This is a genomic window from Amycolatopsis sp. NPDC003865 (genome assembly GCF_053605345.1).
Map to the genome: position 1 here is coordinate 56,097 of NZ_JBSGJA010000034.1, position 14,294 is coordinate 70,390.

Consider the following 14,294-nt stretch of genomic DNA (forward strand, 5'->3'; position numbering starts at 1 on the left):
GGTCGTCAGCCGGCGAAGTGGGTTTGGCTCAGTGAGAGGAGTTTCTGCTGGGTGGTGCGGTCGTGGGACACCGGTGGCGTGCTTGATTCCCGGTCCCGGTTGAAGTAGCGGCCGGTGACGCCGGCCAGGGCGGGGTCGGTCGCGATGCGTGTCGCGCCTCTCGCTCCTTCTGCGGGGGTGAGCAAGCTGCGGCGGATCAGCGCGCGCAGGGGGCGCAGCAGCGGGGGCACGAGGTCGTCGATGATGTCGGTGGCGACGATCCCCGGGTGCAGAGCGTTGACGGTCACTCCGTCGGCGGCGAGGCCGCGGGCGAGGGCGTAGCCGGCGGTGACGGTCATGAGCTTGGCGCGTGCGTAGGCCTCGAACGGTGTGAACCCGTTGGCGGGATTGAGTTCGGCGAGGTCGTCGATGCCGGTCAGGTCGAGGGTCGCCGGGCGGGGCTTGCGTGCGAGCTTGAGCTGCCGGGTGTCGTTGAGGGTGTCGCTGGCGATGTTCACCACGCGGGCCCGGCCGCGTCGCAGCGGCGCGTCCAGCAGGGTGGTGAGGCCGTACGCGGCGAGGTAGTCCAGGGCGATGTGCATCTCGACGCCATCGGCCGAGACGCGGTGTTCGGGGTAGTGCGCGCCCGCGTTGTTGACCAGGATGTGGATCCGGTCGTGCCGGTCCAGGATGGTCTTCGCGGCGGTCACGACGTCCGCGCGCCGGGACAGGTCTCCGGGGACGACGTCGAGCCGCTTCGCCGCCGGTGCGCCGACGCGTGCGCGCAGTGCGTCCGCACGAGCGGGATCGCGGGCGACGGTGACCACGTGTGCGCCTGCGCGGGCCAGGTCGGCGGCGATGATCCGGCCCATGCCGCCGGTCGCGCCGGTGACGACGGCGACTTTCCCCGTCATGTCGGGGACGGCGGGGGTCACCGGGTGATCCGCGGGCAGGCGTGGGTGTACTTCGGGGTTTCGGCCTCGTCGACCAGGAACGCGGCGAGATCGGCGCGTCCGATGGAACTCCACAGCCGGATCCGCAGGTCGGTGCCGACCTTGTACTTCCCGGTCTCGCCGTGGTCGGACAGCTTCGGCGGCCGCGCGATCGTCCAGTTCAGGCCGGAGGCGGTGATGAGCGGCTCCATCGTTTCCTTGTCGCGCATCCGCTCGGCCACGTTCGCCCACACCGCTTGCGAGTACAGGGACTTGTCGTGGGTGTCCAGCACGCCGTGCGCGCTGACGGCGATCAGGCGGGCCACTCCCGTCGCCTTCATCGCGGTGACCGCGGAGCGCATGCCGTCGGTGCACACCGTCGTCGGGCCCTGGCCGGCTCCGCCCAACGCGCTGATCACCGCACTCGTGCCCGGCAGGGCGCGCGTGAGGGCGGCGACGTCCGTGACGTCGGGCCAGATCACTTCGTCGAGTCTTTCCCCGGGTGCGAACGTGCCCGCCCGGCGGACCAGCGCGACCACGCGATGCCCGTGCCGAAGCGCCGCGGACACCACGTGGCGCCCGGTGGCCCCTGTCGCCCCGAGGACCGCCACCGTCATCTGTGAAACAGATTGTCTCATACTTCGATCCTGCACGCTCGCGGATCTATGAGTCAAGATGTCTCATAGATTGTCCGCTGGTGCCGTCACAGGCGTGAGGCTGTCCGGATCAGTTCGGCGAGGGTGCGAGACCGGCTGTGCGCCGGCCAGACGATGTGGGTCGTGACCGGCGGAGCGTCACTCAGCGGAACGGCAGCGTGCTCCTCCCACAGCCACGTGCGGGCGGACTCGGGAAAAACCGCCGCGGTGCGGCCGAGGGCGATCAGCTGGGCCAGCTGCGTCTGGTCGTGGATTTCGGGGCCCGGGCCGGGCCGGTAGGTGCCGTTGCCGGCCCAGCGGGCGAGCGGAAGGCCGGGAACGTCCGCGATCTCTTTCAAGGACAACGTCTTCCGCTGGGCCAGGCGGTGTCCGGCGGGCAGGATCGCCACCTGCGCCTCCGTCATCAGTGCGACGCTGTCGAACCCGGTCAGCGAGTTGAACGGCGTGTGCATGAGCGCCACGTCGGCGCGGCCGTCGCGCAGCATCTCCTCCTGTTCGCACGTTCCGCTCGGCAGGACCTCGATCTCGGCGGCGCCGGGCTCGGCCGCGTAGGCGTCGAGGAGTTTGTTCAGCAGTTCGTGGAACGCGCCGGCCTTCACCGCCAGCACCAGCCGGTCCCGGGAGCCGTCCTGGCCGCCGGCGCGGCGGGTGCGCCGGACCGCGGCTGCCGTCGCGTCGAGCGCCACCCGGCCCTCCTGCAGCAGGATTTCCCCGGCGCCGGTCAGCGAGACCCCGCGGCGGTTGCGCTCCAGCAACGTGACGCCGAGACGCCGCTCGAGCTGCTGGATCGCCCGGGACAACGGGGGCTGGGCGATGCCGAGGCGCTCGGCGGCCCGGCCGAAGTGCAGTTCGTCGGCGACGGCGATGAAGTACCGCAGCTCGCGGGTCTCCACAGTGTCCATGCCACAGCGTAGCCCGCTGTGATACCTCGCGAGTATCACAGTGCACCGGATCGGTGTTGGCCGCCCCGCCCGGCAGCGGGTGAGGATCGACGGCATGAGCACCGATCACCTCGCACTTTCCCTGCCCGGGGGCACCTGGTCCCTGGGCGAGCTGACCGTGACCCGGTTCGGCTACGGCGCCATGCAGCTGGCCGGCCCCGGGGTCATGGGCCCGCCCGCCGATCGCGGAGGCGCGCTCGCCGTCCTGCGCACGGCCGCCGACCTCGGCATCACCCACATCGACACCTCGGGCGCCTACGGCCCGCACGTCACCAACGAGCTGATCCGCGAGGCGCTGCACCCCTACCCCGCGGAGCTGCACATCGTGACCAAGGTCGGCGCGCGCCGCGACGCACAGGGCGGCTGGCCCCCGGCGCGGCAGCCGGCCGAGCTGCGCCGGGCGGTTCACGAAAACCTGGAGACCCTCGGCGTCGAGCGGCTGGACGTCGTCAACCTCCGCCTCGGCAACGCGCAGGGGCCGCAACCCGGCTCGCTCGCCGAGGCGTTCGAGACCCTGGTCGAGCTCCAGCGTGATGGAGTGATCCGGCACCTCGGCGTTTCCAACGCCACGGCGGAACAGGTCGCCGAAGCGCGGGCGATCGCGCCGATCGTGTGCGTGCAGAACGCCTACAACCTCGCCCACCGCCACGACGACGAGCTGATCGACGCCCTCGCGAGCGACGGCATCGCCTACGTGCCGTTCTTCCCGCTCGGCGGGTTCAGCCCGCTGCAGTCCTCGACGCTGTCGGCCGTTGCCACGCGGCTGGGCACGACACCGATGTCGGTGGCACTGGCCTGGCTGCTGCACCGGGCGCCCAACATCCTGCTCATCCCCGCACCTCGTCGCTCGCGCACTTGACCGAGAACATCGCAGGCGCGGCAACCACCCTTTCCGCCGACGACCTGGCCGTGCTGGACCGGGTCGGCCGGCCGTGACGCGCGATGTCCCCGCCGGCGGATCGGGACCCACCCGTTCGTGCGATCCCGGCCGGGAGGGCCTGCCACCCTCCCGGCCGGGGCGCGCTCAGCGGCGCACGGTCACCGAACCGGTGAGCGGGCCGAGCCGCACGGTGTGCGTACCGCGGGCCAGGTTCGGCAGCTCGAACGTGACGCACGCGGTCCGGCCCGGCCACACCGGCACCGGCCGTTCGGCGGCGACCACGCCGTCGACCCACAGCACCGCCTGGTACTCGCCGGCCTTCTCCCCGACGTCCTTCACCGACGCGGTGACCCGGGCGGGCGACCACCCGTGGCCTTCGTCGGTGCGGAGGTCGGCCACGGCGAAGCGCGGCGCCGGCCCGGGAGCCCGGTCGCGGACGAAGATGTCCGAGCGCCCGTTCGTGTCGTCCTCGACGAGGTTCGTCGCCTCGCTTTCGAACGCCACGTACTTGCCGTCGGTGCTGATCGACGGGAAGTCGCTGTAGGCATCGCCTTCCCGACCGCCGAGCGCGCCGGAGACCTTGTCCGTCTTCGCCGTGCGCAGGTCGCGCACGAACACGTCGGACGCGGCGTCGCCGTCGCCGGGCACGAGGTTGCCGGCGAAGCTGAAGAACGCGACCGCGGTCCCGTCGCCGCTGATCCTCGGGCTCGCCGTGTAGGAATCGGCCCCGCCGGTCCCGCTCGCCGCCTGCGACACCAGCGTGTTCGCGTGCGTCTGCCGGTCGTAGAGGTAGACCTGCGAGGGCCCGTCGGCCGGGCTGATCACGTAGGCCACCTTCCGGCCGTCCGCGCTGATCGACGGCTGCGTCGCCGCCGCCCCGTCGGGCGCCGGGATCGCCTCCGTGGTCCCGGTCTCGCGGTCGCGGACGAACACGTCGCGGTGGTCGTTGCCGCCGCCGGGCACGAGGTTTTCCGCGCCGCTTTCGAACGCGACGAACCGGCCGTCGGCGCTGACGCTCGGCTCGAGCGAGTCACCGTCCGCGGGGGCGCCGCCGAACCCCGCCGAGACGAGTTCGGTGGTCCCGGCCACGCGGTCGCGCAGGAAGATGTCCTGCTTGCCGTTCGTGTCTCCCTTCACCAGGTTCGTGGCCTGGCTGAGGAAGACGGCGTAGCGGCCGTCGGTGCTGAACACCGGCTGCCCGGACAACCCGTCGGCCTGCTTCTCGTCCGACGACACCGAAATCAGCTCGGTCGCGCCCGTCCGGCGGTCGTGGGCGAACGAGTCGGGGATCCCGTTGGCGTCGCCCGGCACCAGGTTCGTCGCGCCGCTGAGGAAGCCGATGTACCGTCCGTCGGGGCTGACGGTCGGGCTGAGCGACCACGCGTTCGCCCCGGTGCCGTCCGAGGCCACCGTGATCCGTTCGATCGCGCCGGTGCGCCCGTCCCGCGCGAAGACGTCCATGTCGTCGTTGGTGTCGCCGGGCGCGAGCTCGGCGGAATCACTGGCGAACGCGATCACCCCGCCGTCGCCGCTCATGGCCGGCCAGAAGGTGTGGGCCCGGATCTGCCCGCCGTCCCGGGTCATCGAGACCCGCTGCGTCGCGGGTGGCCGCGGGAGCGCGAAGTCGGCCGCGGCGGGCCGGTGGCCGCCGGTCACGACGACCTGACGCGGGACCGTGGCCGAGATTCCGGCCGCCGAAGCCGCCACCTGGTAGGTGCCCTCGGGCACGTCCTGGACGGTGTAGCCGCCGTTCCCGTCCGAGACGGCGGTGAGCTCGTCGAGCACGTCGAGCACCCGGACCGTCGCGCCGGGCACCGTCGAGCCGGTCGGCCCGTAGGTGACGCGGCCGCTGATCGTGCCCCGCGGGGTCGCTTTCAGCGCGACGCGCACCGCCGTCTGCTTCCCGGTGGCCACCACGGCCCGCACCCGCTCGTCGCGGTACCCGAACCGGGACAGGGTGAGGTCGTAGGCGCCGGCGGGCACGCGGATCTTGAAGTGCCCCTCGCCGTCACTGGTGTAGGACCGGCCGGTGGACGCGTCCGTGATCGTGGTCTTCGCCAAGGGTTTCCCGGACGCGGTCACCGTGCCGGTGATGCCGCTCGCGAGCCGTGCCTCGGCGACGGCGGCGGCCGCGTCGATCCGGCCCGCGCCGAAGCGGGTGTTCGGCCGCGCGCCGTAGCGGTCGTCGAAGAACGCCGTGCCGGTGAGGATGTCCAGGGTCTCGTCCGGGGTCAGCTTCGGGTTCGCCTGCAGCATCAGCGCGACCGTGCCCGAGACGTGCGGGGTCGCCATCGACGTGCCGCTCAGCAGCCCGTACTCGCCGCCGGGCAGTGAGGACAGCACGTCCACGCCCGGCGCGGAGAGGTCGGGCACGACATAGCTGTCCGGCCAGCTCGCCGGGGCGTCCACCCAGTCCTTCTTCCGCACGACACCACCGCACGAGAAGTCCGGCACGTTGTCGCCGTCGTCCGTCGCGCCGACGCCGGTCGACTCGAAGACGTTGCCGGGCGCCGCCGAACCGCCGGGGACGCAGTCGTTGCCGATGGCGAAGGCCGGAAAGGCGCCCGCGAGGTGGATGTTGCGGGCGGGCTCGACCATCTCGCTGCTGTAGCCCTCTTCGCCGAGCGACATGCTCACGACGTTCGCGGGCTTGCCCGCGGGTTTGCCGTCGGCGTCGTACGGCGCGATCGCCCACTGCATCCCGGCGATCACCTGCGCCAGCGTGCCGGAGCCGCCCGGGATGACGAGGCCGGCCATCAGCTCCGCGCCCGGGGCGACGCCGATCTGCGTGCCCGAGCTGTGCCCGCCCGCGATGGTGCCCGCCACGTGGGTGCCGTGGTAGGAGCTGTCGTGGGGCGTGGAGTGGACCGGCGAGCCGTCGGCGGCGAACTCGAGCCAGCCACCGGGGTGCTCCGGGTTCGCCGGGTCGGCGCTGACGAGCTTGCCCGCGAGGTCGGGGTGGGCGGTGTCGATGCCGGTGTCGAGGATCGCCACCCGCACGCCGGTGCCGGTGGTGCCGCCGGCCTGGACCCGGTCGGCGCCGATCTTCGACACGCCCCACGCGACGGCCGCGTCCGCCTCGGCCTTGGCTTGCTTCCGCTGCGGCTCGGTCGGCGTCTTCAGCGTGAAGTTGGGGATGACGCGGTCGACCAGCGGCAGCGCGGCGACGGCGTCCAAGGTGGCCGGGGTGGCCCGGACGAGCACCATGTTCTTGAGCCAGAAGGTGTTCACCACCTGGTCGCGGCGGGCGCCGACCAGGTCGGTGACCGGGGCCTGCATGGCCTTCGCCGAGTCGGTGAGCGTCCGGCGCGCCGCGTCCGGGGAGGACGGCGCGAGGCCCCGGTCCTTCAGCACGACCACCGCCTCGAACCGCGTGCCCGGACCGGACCGGGCACCGGCGATCCGGTCGAGCAGTTCCTTGGCGATCTTGTGGTGCGCGGCGGCAGGCGCGTCCGGTGCGGCGGCGGCCGTCGCCGGCAGGGCGCCGAGCGACCCGGCGGCGACGAGCACCGCCAGTGCCAACCGGCGGCCGCGGGTCCGCGAGGCGGACAGGGACATGGGGAGACTCCTTCGCTCCGTCAGGTTCCGGCGGACAAGCGAGACGGCGCGCCCCGAGTGAGGTTGCGCGCCGTCGACGTCAAAACGGTGCATGAGTGATCAACACATGACAAGCTCACCGAGGCGGCGAATTCCCGCCAGGTGGCGGGAACCCGACAGGGGAGGGACGGCGGGTGCTGGAACCGATCGGGCTCGGTGACGCCGAAGAAGCGATCTACGACGCGCTGGTCCGGCGCACCCGGGCGACGGTCGTCGAACTCGCCGGGGACGCCCACCGCCCGCTGCCGGTGACGCGGCGCGCGGTGCGGACGCTCGCCGGGCTGGGCCTGGCGACGCAGGACGCCGGCCGGCCGGCACGCTACGTCGTCGTCCCGCCGGACCGGGCGATCGAGGCGGTGCTGCGCGAACGCGAGGCCGCGCTGCGCGATACGCGCCGCCACATCGGCACCCTGATGGAGATGTACCGCGCGAGCACGCGGTTCGCGCACCCCGGCGAGCTGGTCGAGGTGATCACCGGCCGGGACGAGGTCAACGAGCGCTGGGCGCGGATGCAGCAGGACATCCGGGTGCAGATGCGCGGGTTCGACCGCCCGCCGTACGCCGCGCCACGGGGCGCCTCGGACTCGAACGAGGTCGAGCTGGGGCTGCTCGGACGCGGGGTGAAGTGCCGGGTGGTCTACGACAAGAGCGCGGTCGAGCTGCCCGGGCGCATCGACGACATCGAGCTCGGGATGCGGCACGGCGAGCAGGCCAGGATCGACGGCGACGTCCCGATGAAGCTCGCGATCGCCGACGACCGGCTCGCGATCATCCCGCTCATGCGGCCCGGCGACCCCGCGCTCACCGCGTCGTACCTCATCCACCCGTCCCCGCTGCTGGACGCGCTGATCGCGTTGTTCGAGGCGGTCTGGGCCCGCAGCGTGCCGGTGCGGTTCGGCCCCGCCGAGCCCGGCGAGCTGTCCGCGGACGAAGCGAAGCTGCTGATGCTGCTGGCCTCCGGTGCGACCGACAAGGCGGCCGGGCGGGCGCTGGGCTGGAGCGAGCGGACCGTCCAGCGCCACGTCACCAAGCTCATGACCCGGGTCGGGGCGCAAACCCGGTTCCAGATCGCGATGGAGGCCACCCGGCGCGGCTGGATCTGAGGGCCTGCTGCCCTTCTGTCACGGTGGGCGGCAGGTTGTTTCACCGCAACAGGAACGCGGTCGGGTCGCCGGCGCTCAGCTCGCTCCGGCGAACGCGGCCGCTTCGGCCAGGTACCGCGCCACCGGTCCCAGGGTCAGCATCCCGCTCGCCGCGCCGGCGTGTTCCGCCGCTGCGTCGCGCAGGGCTTCCGCGGCGGCGGCCGCGATGCCGCGCTCGCCGAGGCGGACCGCGGCGCGGGCGGTCAGGCACCACATCGCCTCCTGCAGGTGGTCGCGCGGAGGTTCGGGCGCGTCGGCGAGGGCGACGCGGGCCGCTTCCCGTTCCCCGCGGGCGAGCAGCACGTGGGGCTGGGTCCACGGGCGGTACGGACCCCAGTCGAGGTGCGGGTCGGCCGGTGCGGCCCGGTCGTGCAGCAGGCGCAACCCGAGCAGCGCCACCGCGAACAGGCCGCGGTGCAGGCCCGGCATCCCCGCCGTCCGGAGGGCGTCCTCGGCGGCGCGGTACAAGGCGGCGGCCGTGGCGGGGGCCGGGTCGCGGGCGGCCGTCGCCCGGGCGCGGAACCACGCCGTGAGGACCGGGACCAACGGCGATTCGGCGGTGGCGGCGAGCCGGTCGGCCGCGCCGGCGTGCGCGGCCGCGGTGTCGAGGTCGCCGAGCGCCGAAGCGGACTGCAGGCGGACGAGCCGGCCGAGGACCGCGAAGGCCCGCAGCTCGTGCCGCGTGGCCACGTCGAGGATCTCGGCGCCGATCCGGTCCCGGACCATCGCCAGCCCGGGACGGTGGAAGGACTGCAGGAACACCCCGTTGAGCGCGAAGGCCAGCACCGCGGGATCGCCGAGAGCGCGGGCCCGTGCTTCGGCCTCCCCGGCGGCCTGCCGTGCGCGTGCGCGCTCGGCGGCGGTGAGGTCGCCGCTGCGGCTCTCGACGGCGATCGTGGCCAGGAGCCGGGCTTCCAGGTCGGGCGGGCCGCCGGGGCCGAGGGCGGTGAGCGTGCGCTCGGCGGCCGCCACGACGGCGCGTGCCTGCTCGCGGTCGTCGGCGCGGCTCCAGATCGCGGGCACGTCGTAGGCGCCGATGATCCGCGCGGTCAGGAGGAGGTCGCCGGTGCGTTCGGCCGCCTGGATCGCGGTGAGGCGGTCGCGTCGCGAGTGGACGAGGGCGTCGCCTCCCGCGAGTGCGAGCGTGCGCGCCAGATCCACGGTGGTGCGCGGGCCGAACCGGGCCCCGGCCGCCGGCCAGGCGGTCCCGTTCCCCGCCCCGGTTTCGGTGCCGGTCAGGATTTCGGTCTCCAGCCGCCGGAGCTCGGCCCCGGGGTCGAGCCCGAGCTGGTCGACGAGCATCGCGCGAGCGCGGCGGAGGGTCGCCAGCGCGTCGGCCTGGCGTCCGGCGCGGTGCAGGGCGCGGGCCAGCAGCCCCCAGGCCGGCTCGCGCCACGGGTGTTCCGCGACGTGGGCGCCGAGTTCGGCCACGAGCTCAGCGCCCTCGCCCGCGTCGAGCAGCACGCGGGCGCGCAGCTCGACGGCCGTCAGCCTCAGCTCCTCCAGCCGGGTTCGCTCGCGCTGGGCCCACGCGGAGTCCGGCACATCGGCGTAAGCGGTTCCCCGCCAGGCCGCGAGTGCCGCGCTCAGGTCGGTCACGGCGCCGGGAGCCCGCCGCGTTCGGTCCAGGGCGTCCTCGAACCGGTGGACGTCCACGTCCTCGCGCGGCAGCCGCAGCGCGTAGCCGGGGCCTTCGGTGACGATCACCCGGGGCGGGGTGCGCGGCGGCCGGCCGGGTTCGAGCGCGCGGCGCAGGGCGGCGACGAACGTGCGCAGCGCACCCACCGCCCGAGCGGGCGGGTCGGCCCACAGGTCGCCGACGAGCGTGTCGGTGGTGACCAGCCGCCCCTCGGCCGCGACGAGCCGGGCGAGCACTTCGCGATGGCGGGGCCCGCCCAGGTCCACCGGGCTCCCGTCGTCGCGCAGCGCCCGCACGGCGCCCAGCACGTCGATCCGCATGCCGCCATCATCGCGGCCGCGCCCGGAGCGCGCTCCTCGTACTGATCGGTTGCTGATCGGTGCCGCCGAAGCTGACCGGGTCGGATTCCCCCAGCAGAAAGACGGCCCTCGATGACACTCACCATTCCCGGGTTCGACCACCTCCGCCTGCCCGGTGCCGGCGGCATCGAACTGGCGGCCGCCGTCGGCGGCGGCGGCGACCCGGTCGTGCTGCTGCACGGCTTCCCGCAGACCCACCTGATGTGGCGGCACGTCGCCGAGCGCCTCGCCGCCGACCACACGGTGATCTGCCCCGACCTGCGGGGCTACGGCGCCAGCGACAAGCCGCCCGCCGACGACCGCAGCGTGTACGCCAAGCGCACCATGGCCGCCGACGTGGTGGCGCTGGCGGCGGCGCTCGGCCACGAACGCTTCGCCCTCGTCGGGCACGACCGGGGTGCCCTGGTCGCGTTCCGCGCGGGCTTGGACCACCCGGAGTCCGTTACTCACCTGGGCATCCTCGACGTGGTGCCGACGCTCGACATGTGGCACGTCCTGCACGGCGTCCCGGCGGCGGTCGGCTACCACCTCTTTCTCATGGCCCAGCCGCCCGGCCTGCCCGAGACGATGATCGCGAACAGCGCGGACGCGTTCTTCGGCTCCTTCCTCGACGCGTGGGCCGGCGACCCGGCGGCGATCGCCGCCGAGGTGCGGGCGGAGTACCTGCGGGCGAGCGCCGCCGCGGTGCCGTCGATCGTCGCGGACTACCGCGCTTCGGCCGGCATCGACGTCGACCACGACCAGGCCGATCTCGACGCCGGCTCGCAGCTGGCCATGCCGGTGACGGTCGTCCAGCAGGACTGGGGCGCGCAGCTGGGCTACGACGCCGCCGGCGTCTGGAAGGCGTGGGCGCCCGACCTGGACCACCGGCTGACCCGGGCCGGGCACTTCATGGCCGAGGAGGCACCCGGCGAAATCACGGCCGCGATCCGGGACCTGCTGGCCCGCTGAGCCGCGAGGGCGCGTCGGCGAAGGCGCGCACGAACGACGACACGCAGACGTCCGGGGTCTTCAGCGAGGCGACGATGTGGCCGTCGACGCTCAGCGGCGGATCGAGTGGCACGGCGCGGACCCGGCGCGCGGCGAACCCCGTCAGCTGTTCGGCGGGCAGCAGCGTCCACGCGTTCTGCCCGGCGCCGATTTCGATGAGGATCGTGAGGATCGAGCCCTCCGAGCGGGCCCCCGCCGTGCTGCCCGCCCGCCGCAGCGCCGAGATGACCGCGTCGTGCAGGGCCGGGTCCTCGTCGTGGGCGGGCAAGCGCAGCGGGGTGCTCTCAAGCTCGTCGAGCGTCACGCCGGTCCGCTCCGCCAGCGGGTGCCCGTCGGACACCACGGCGAGGAGGGGTTCCGACCACGCCCGCACGACGCGGAGCCCGGTCGGGTCCACCGGCCCGCGCACCAGCGCGAGGTCCAGCTCTCCGGCGCGGACGGCCGCCAGCCGGGCCGGTACCGGCAGGTCCACCAGCGACGCTTCGGCCGGCCGCTCGCCCTCGCGCAGGAGTTCCGCGGCCCGTTCCAGCCGTGCGGTCACCCCGGGGGTGACGCCGATCCGCACCCGGGCGGCGGGCTCGCCGGCGACGACGCGGACGCGCGCCGCCGCGGCGAGCGTGTCCCGGGCCGCCGCGAGCACCCGCTCGCCGGCCGGGGTGAGCCGGACGTGCCGGGGCGACCGGTCGAGCAGCCGCGTGCCGAGGTCGCGCTCGAGCCGGGCGATCTGGTGGCTCACCGCCGGCTGCACGATGTCGAGCCGCTCGGCCGCCCGGCCGAAGTGCAGTTCCTCGGCGACCGTCACGAAGTACCGCAACGCGCGCAACTCCACGGCTGGTCCCCGCCCTCACGATGACGAAAAGTGATCGCTGAACAGTCTAGGTGGGTCTGGTTCCCGGGCGTCCCGGCAGCTGGAATCGGTCCATGCACATCGGTACCGCTCTGATCGAGCCTTCTTCTCCCGCCGAGGTGGCGGCCGCGGCGGCCGACGCCGCCGACCGCGGCTTCACCGGGTTCTGGACCAACCAGCAGCCCGCGGGCTGGGATCCGCTCACCCTGCTCGCTTCCCTGCGCCGTCGCCCGCCGGAGATCGGGACGGCGATCGTCGCCACCTACCCGCGCCACCCGGTCACCACGGCGGCCGAGGCCCTCACCCTCCAGGCCGCCGCGGGCGGGGTGGTCCTGGGCGTCGGCCCGAGCCACGCCTGGTACATCCGCGAGCAGCTCGGCCTCGGCTACACATCCCCGCTGCGGCACACCCGCGAGTACCTGACGATCCTGCGGCCGCTCCTGCACGGCGAACCGGTCCGGTTCGAGGGCGAGTTCTTCACCGTCGACACCCGGCTCGACATCACCGCCCCGGCCCCCGCCCTGCTGCTGTCGGCGCTGGGGCCCCGCATGCTCGAACTGGCCGCCGACCTCGCCGACGGGGTGGTCGTCACCTGGGCGACGCCGCGGATGATCGCCGAGTCGATCACCCCGCGCACCGCCCCCGGCGCGCGCGTCGTGGCGCAGCTGATCACCTTGCTGAGCCCGGATCCCGGCCACGCGCGAGCGGAGCTGGCCGAGCGGCTCACCGCGGTGGGGCAGCTGCCCGCGTACCGCGCTTCGCTGGGCCGCGCCGGATTGACCGGGCCGGCCGACACGGTCGTCATCGGGGACGAGACGGCGATCACCGACGCGCTCAAGCGCTACGAGGACGCCGGCGTGACCGACCTGGTGGTCAGCCCCCTCAACGAGCGGAGCGCGACCCTCGACCTCGTGACCTGAGCCCCGCGGCGTCCCCGGGTCACGCCGGGGGCGCCGCCCACGCGGCGAGGTCGTCCCAGGCGGTCAAGCGCAGCCCGCTGGTGAACCGGCGGGGCGTCCCGGTCACCGGGTCGTCGAACGCCACCGCCCGCGCCAGCAGCTGCAGGGGTTTCGTGAAGTCCCCCAGGGGCTTTTCGCGCAGCGTCGGGTAGAAGTCGTCGCCGAGGATCGGGATGCCCAGGCCGCTCAGGTGCACGCGCAGCTGGTGCGTCCGGCCGGTCGAGGGCACCAGCCGGTAGCGGCCCAGGCCGTCGCGGTGCCCGGCCAGCTCCACGTACGTCTCGGCGTTCGGCTCGCCCGGCTCCTCGCGCGCGGCGAGCACCCCGCGTTCCTTGACGATCCGGCTGCGCACGGTCCGCGGCAGCTCCAAAGCGGGATCGAAGGGCGCGATCGCCTCGTACTCCTTGTGGACCTTCCGGTCGCGGAAGAGCGTCTGGTACTTCCCGCGCAGCTCCGGCGTGATCACGAACATCACCAGCCCGGCGGTGACGCGGTCGAGGCGGTGGGCGGGGGACAGCTGCGGCAGGTCGAGGTCCCGGCGCAGCCGCACCAGCGCCGTTTCGAGGATGTGCTGCCCGCGCGGGATCGTCGCCAGGAAGTGCGGCTTGTCGACGACCAGCAGGTGCTCGTCGCGGTGCACGACACCGATCTCGAACGGCACCGGCACCTCGTCCGGCAGGTCGCGGTGGAACCAGATGAACGAGCCGGGCGCGTACGGGGTGTCGACGCCGAGCGGGCCGTCGGAGCCGTGGATGCGGTCCTCGCGCAGCATCTGCTCGATGCGGTCCGGGGTCACCCGCGGCAGCCGGTCGACGAGGTGCGCCAGCAGGGTCGGCCACTCGCCGTCGGGCAGTTTCAGCCGGGCGGGCTCGAGCCCGTGGCGGGGCGGGATCGGGGGCCGGAGCTTGCGTCTCATCGTCCCCCGACTGTAGCTAACCCTCCGACGGCGTCCGGTAGCGCGCGAGGTAGCGGGCGGTCGCCTCGGCGTTCTTCGCTTCGGCGGCCTCGGCGCGGATGCGGCGGCCGGTGTGGTGCGGGAAGCCCTGGCGGCCCAGCCGGTGCTCGACGCTCTCCTCCATGTACGCGCAGGAGTAGAAGTACGCCACGAGCGCGGCCATGAGGACCAGGGACAGCCGCAGCCAGATCGAGCCGGGCAGCAACAGCCAGACCGCGCACAGCGGCACGATGCCGACCGACCGCTGGAGCACGTACCGGGCCCGCCAGTGCTTCGAGGTCGCGTCGTGCAGGGCCCAGTCGTTGTAGCGGGCCGGGAGTTTGACGCCGACCGCGTAGCCGAGCCGGCGGAGCAGACCAGGTCGTTCCATGGGTTCTAGAGTACACTAATGGTTAGTGTACTAACTGTCTCGTGGGCC

Annotated in this window: 11 protein-coding genes and 1 pseudogene; 4 read left to right on the forward strand and 8 right to left on the reverse strand. The window is 73.7% G+C overall.

The features are described from left to right. Positions 1–5: 5 nt before the first annotated feature. From ACWEVP_RS46440 to ACWEVP_RS46450, 3 genes are all read right to left on the reverse strand, one after another. Positions 6–914, reverse strand: a complete 909-nt coding sequence (locus tag ACWEVP_RS46440; protein WP_452069009.1) for an SDR family NAD(P)-dependent oxidoreductase — start codon at positions 912–914, stop codon at positions 6–8. After that, a complete protein-coding gene (locus tag ACWEVP_RS46445) occupies positions 911–1,528 on the reverse strand; it encodes an NAD(P)-dependent oxidoreductase (RefSeq protein WP_452069010.1) in 618 nt (205 codons plus the stop codon). The genes ACWEVP_RS46440 and ACWEVP_RS46445 overlap by 4 nt, the downstream gene beginning before the upstream one ends. A gap of 86 nt (positions 1,529–1,614) precedes the next feature. Next, complete coding sequence (locus tag ACWEVP_RS46450) at positions 1,615–2,469, reverse strand: LysR family transcriptional regulator (RefSeq protein ID WP_452069011.1); 855 nt, start codon at positions 2,467–2,469, stop codon at positions 1,615–1,617. Positions 2,470–2,563: 94 nt separating this feature from the next. On the opposite strand from ACWEVP_RS46450, the pseudogene ACWEVP_RS46455 reads away from it, so the two are divergent. Then, positions 2,564–3,444, forward strand: a pseudogene (locus tag ACWEVP_RS46455) (aldo/keto reductase family oxidoreductase). Between the two features lie 88 nt (positions 3,445–3,532). Here ACWEVP_RS46455 and ACWEVP_RS46460 read toward each other — a convergent pair. Then, positions 3,533–6,946: a S8 family serine peptidase gene (locus tag ACWEVP_RS46460; protein WP_452069012.1), complete on the reverse strand. Its 3,414-nt coding sequence runs from the start codon at positions 6,944–6,946 to the stop codon at positions 3,533–3,535. 173 nt (positions 6,947–7,119) lie between these two features. Here ACWEVP_RS46460 and ACWEVP_RS46465 point away from each other — a divergent pair, with 173 nt between their 5' ends. Next, positions 7,120–8,088: a helix-turn-helix transcriptional regulator gene (locus ACWEVP_RS46465; protein WP_452069013.1), complete on the forward strand. Its 969-nt coding sequence runs from the start codon at positions 7,120–7,122 to the stop codon at positions 8,086–8,088. 75 nt (positions 8,089–8,163) lie between these two features. Here ACWEVP_RS46465 and ACWEVP_RS46470 read toward each other — a convergent pair whose 3' ends face one another. Then, positions 8,164–10,086, reverse strand: coding sequence for a BTAD domain-containing putative transcriptional regulator (locus ACWEVP_RS46470; RefSeq protein ID WP_452069014.1), 1,923 nt, complete (start codon positions 10,084–10,086; stop codon positions 8,164–8,166). 111 nt (positions 10,087–10,197) lie between these two features. On the opposite strand from ACWEVP_RS46470, the gene ACWEVP_RS46475 reads away from it, so the two are divergent. Next, complete coding sequence (locus tag ACWEVP_RS46475) at positions 10,198–11,076, forward strand: alpha/beta fold hydrolase (RefSeq protein WP_452069015.1); 879 nt, start codon at positions 10,198–10,200, stop codon at positions 11,074–11,076. Here ACWEVP_RS46475 and ACWEVP_RS46480 read toward each other — a convergent pair. Then, complete coding sequence (locus ACWEVP_RS46480; protein ID WP_452069016.1) at positions 11,042–11,944, reverse strand: LysR family transcriptional regulator; 903 nt, start codon at positions 11,942–11,944, stop codon at positions 11,042–11,044. The genes ACWEVP_RS46475 and ACWEVP_RS46480 overlap by 35 nt on opposite strands. Before the next feature lie 92 nt (positions 11,945–12,036). Here ACWEVP_RS46480 and ACWEVP_RS46485 point away from each other — a divergent pair, with 92 nt between their 5' ends. Continuing rightward, positions 12,037–12,882 carry an LLM class flavin-dependent oxidoreductase gene (locus tag ACWEVP_RS46485; protein WP_452069017.1) on the forward strand — a complete coding sequence of 282 codons (846 nt, stop codon included), beginning with the start codon at positions 12,037–12,039 and terminating at the stop codon, positions 12,880–12,882. 19 nt (positions 12,883–12,901) lie between these two features. On the opposite strand, the gene ACWEVP_RS46490 is transcribed toward ACWEVP_RS46485, so the two are convergent. Beyond that, on the reverse strand, positions 12,902–13,837 hold the full coding sequence (locus ACWEVP_RS46490; protein WP_452069018.1) for an RluA family pseudouridine synthase: 936 nt from the start codon (positions 13,835–13,837) through the stop codon (positions 12,902–12,904). A gap of 16 nt (positions 13,838–13,853) precedes the next feature. Continuing rightward, positions 13,854–14,231: a DUF5313 domain-containing protein gene (locus ACWEVP_RS46495; RefSeq protein WP_452069041.1), complete on the reverse strand. Its 378-nt coding sequence runs from the start codon at positions 14,229–14,231 to the stop codon at positions 13,854–13,856. Positions 14,232–14,294: the final 63 nt, after the last annotated feature.

Bases quoted from the DNA above. Each gene is read 5' to 3' on its own strand.
- ACWEVP_RS46475 (WP_452069015.1), top strand. From the start codon at position 10,198: ATGACACTCACCATTCCCGGGTTCGACCACCTCCGCCTGCCCGGTGCC.
- ACWEVP_RS46460 (WP_452069012.1), bottom strand. From the start codon at position 6,946: ATGTCCCTGTCCGCCTCGCGGACCCGCGGCCGCCGGTTGGCACTGGCG.
- ACWEVP_RS46485 (WP_452069017.1), top strand. From the start codon at position 12,037: ATGCACATCGGTACCGCTCTGATCGAGCCTTCTTCTCCCGCCGAGGTG.
- ACWEVP_RS46445 (WP_452069010.1), bottom strand. From the start codon at position 1,528: ATGACGGTGGCGGTCCTCGGGGCGACAGGGGCCACCGGGCGCCACGTG.
- ACWEVP_RS46490 (WP_452069018.1), bottom strand. From the start codon at position 13,837: ATGAGACGCAAGCTCCGGCCCCCGATCCCGCCCCGCCACGGGCTCGAG.
- ACWEVP_RS46470 (WP_452069014.1), bottom strand. From the start codon at position 10,086: ATGCGGATCGACGTGCTGGGCGCCGTGCGGGCGCTGCGCGACGACGGG.
- ACWEVP_RS46450 (WP_452069011.1), bottom strand. From the start codon at position 2,469: ATGGACACTGTGGAGACCCGCGAGCTGCGGTACTTCATCGCCGTCGCC.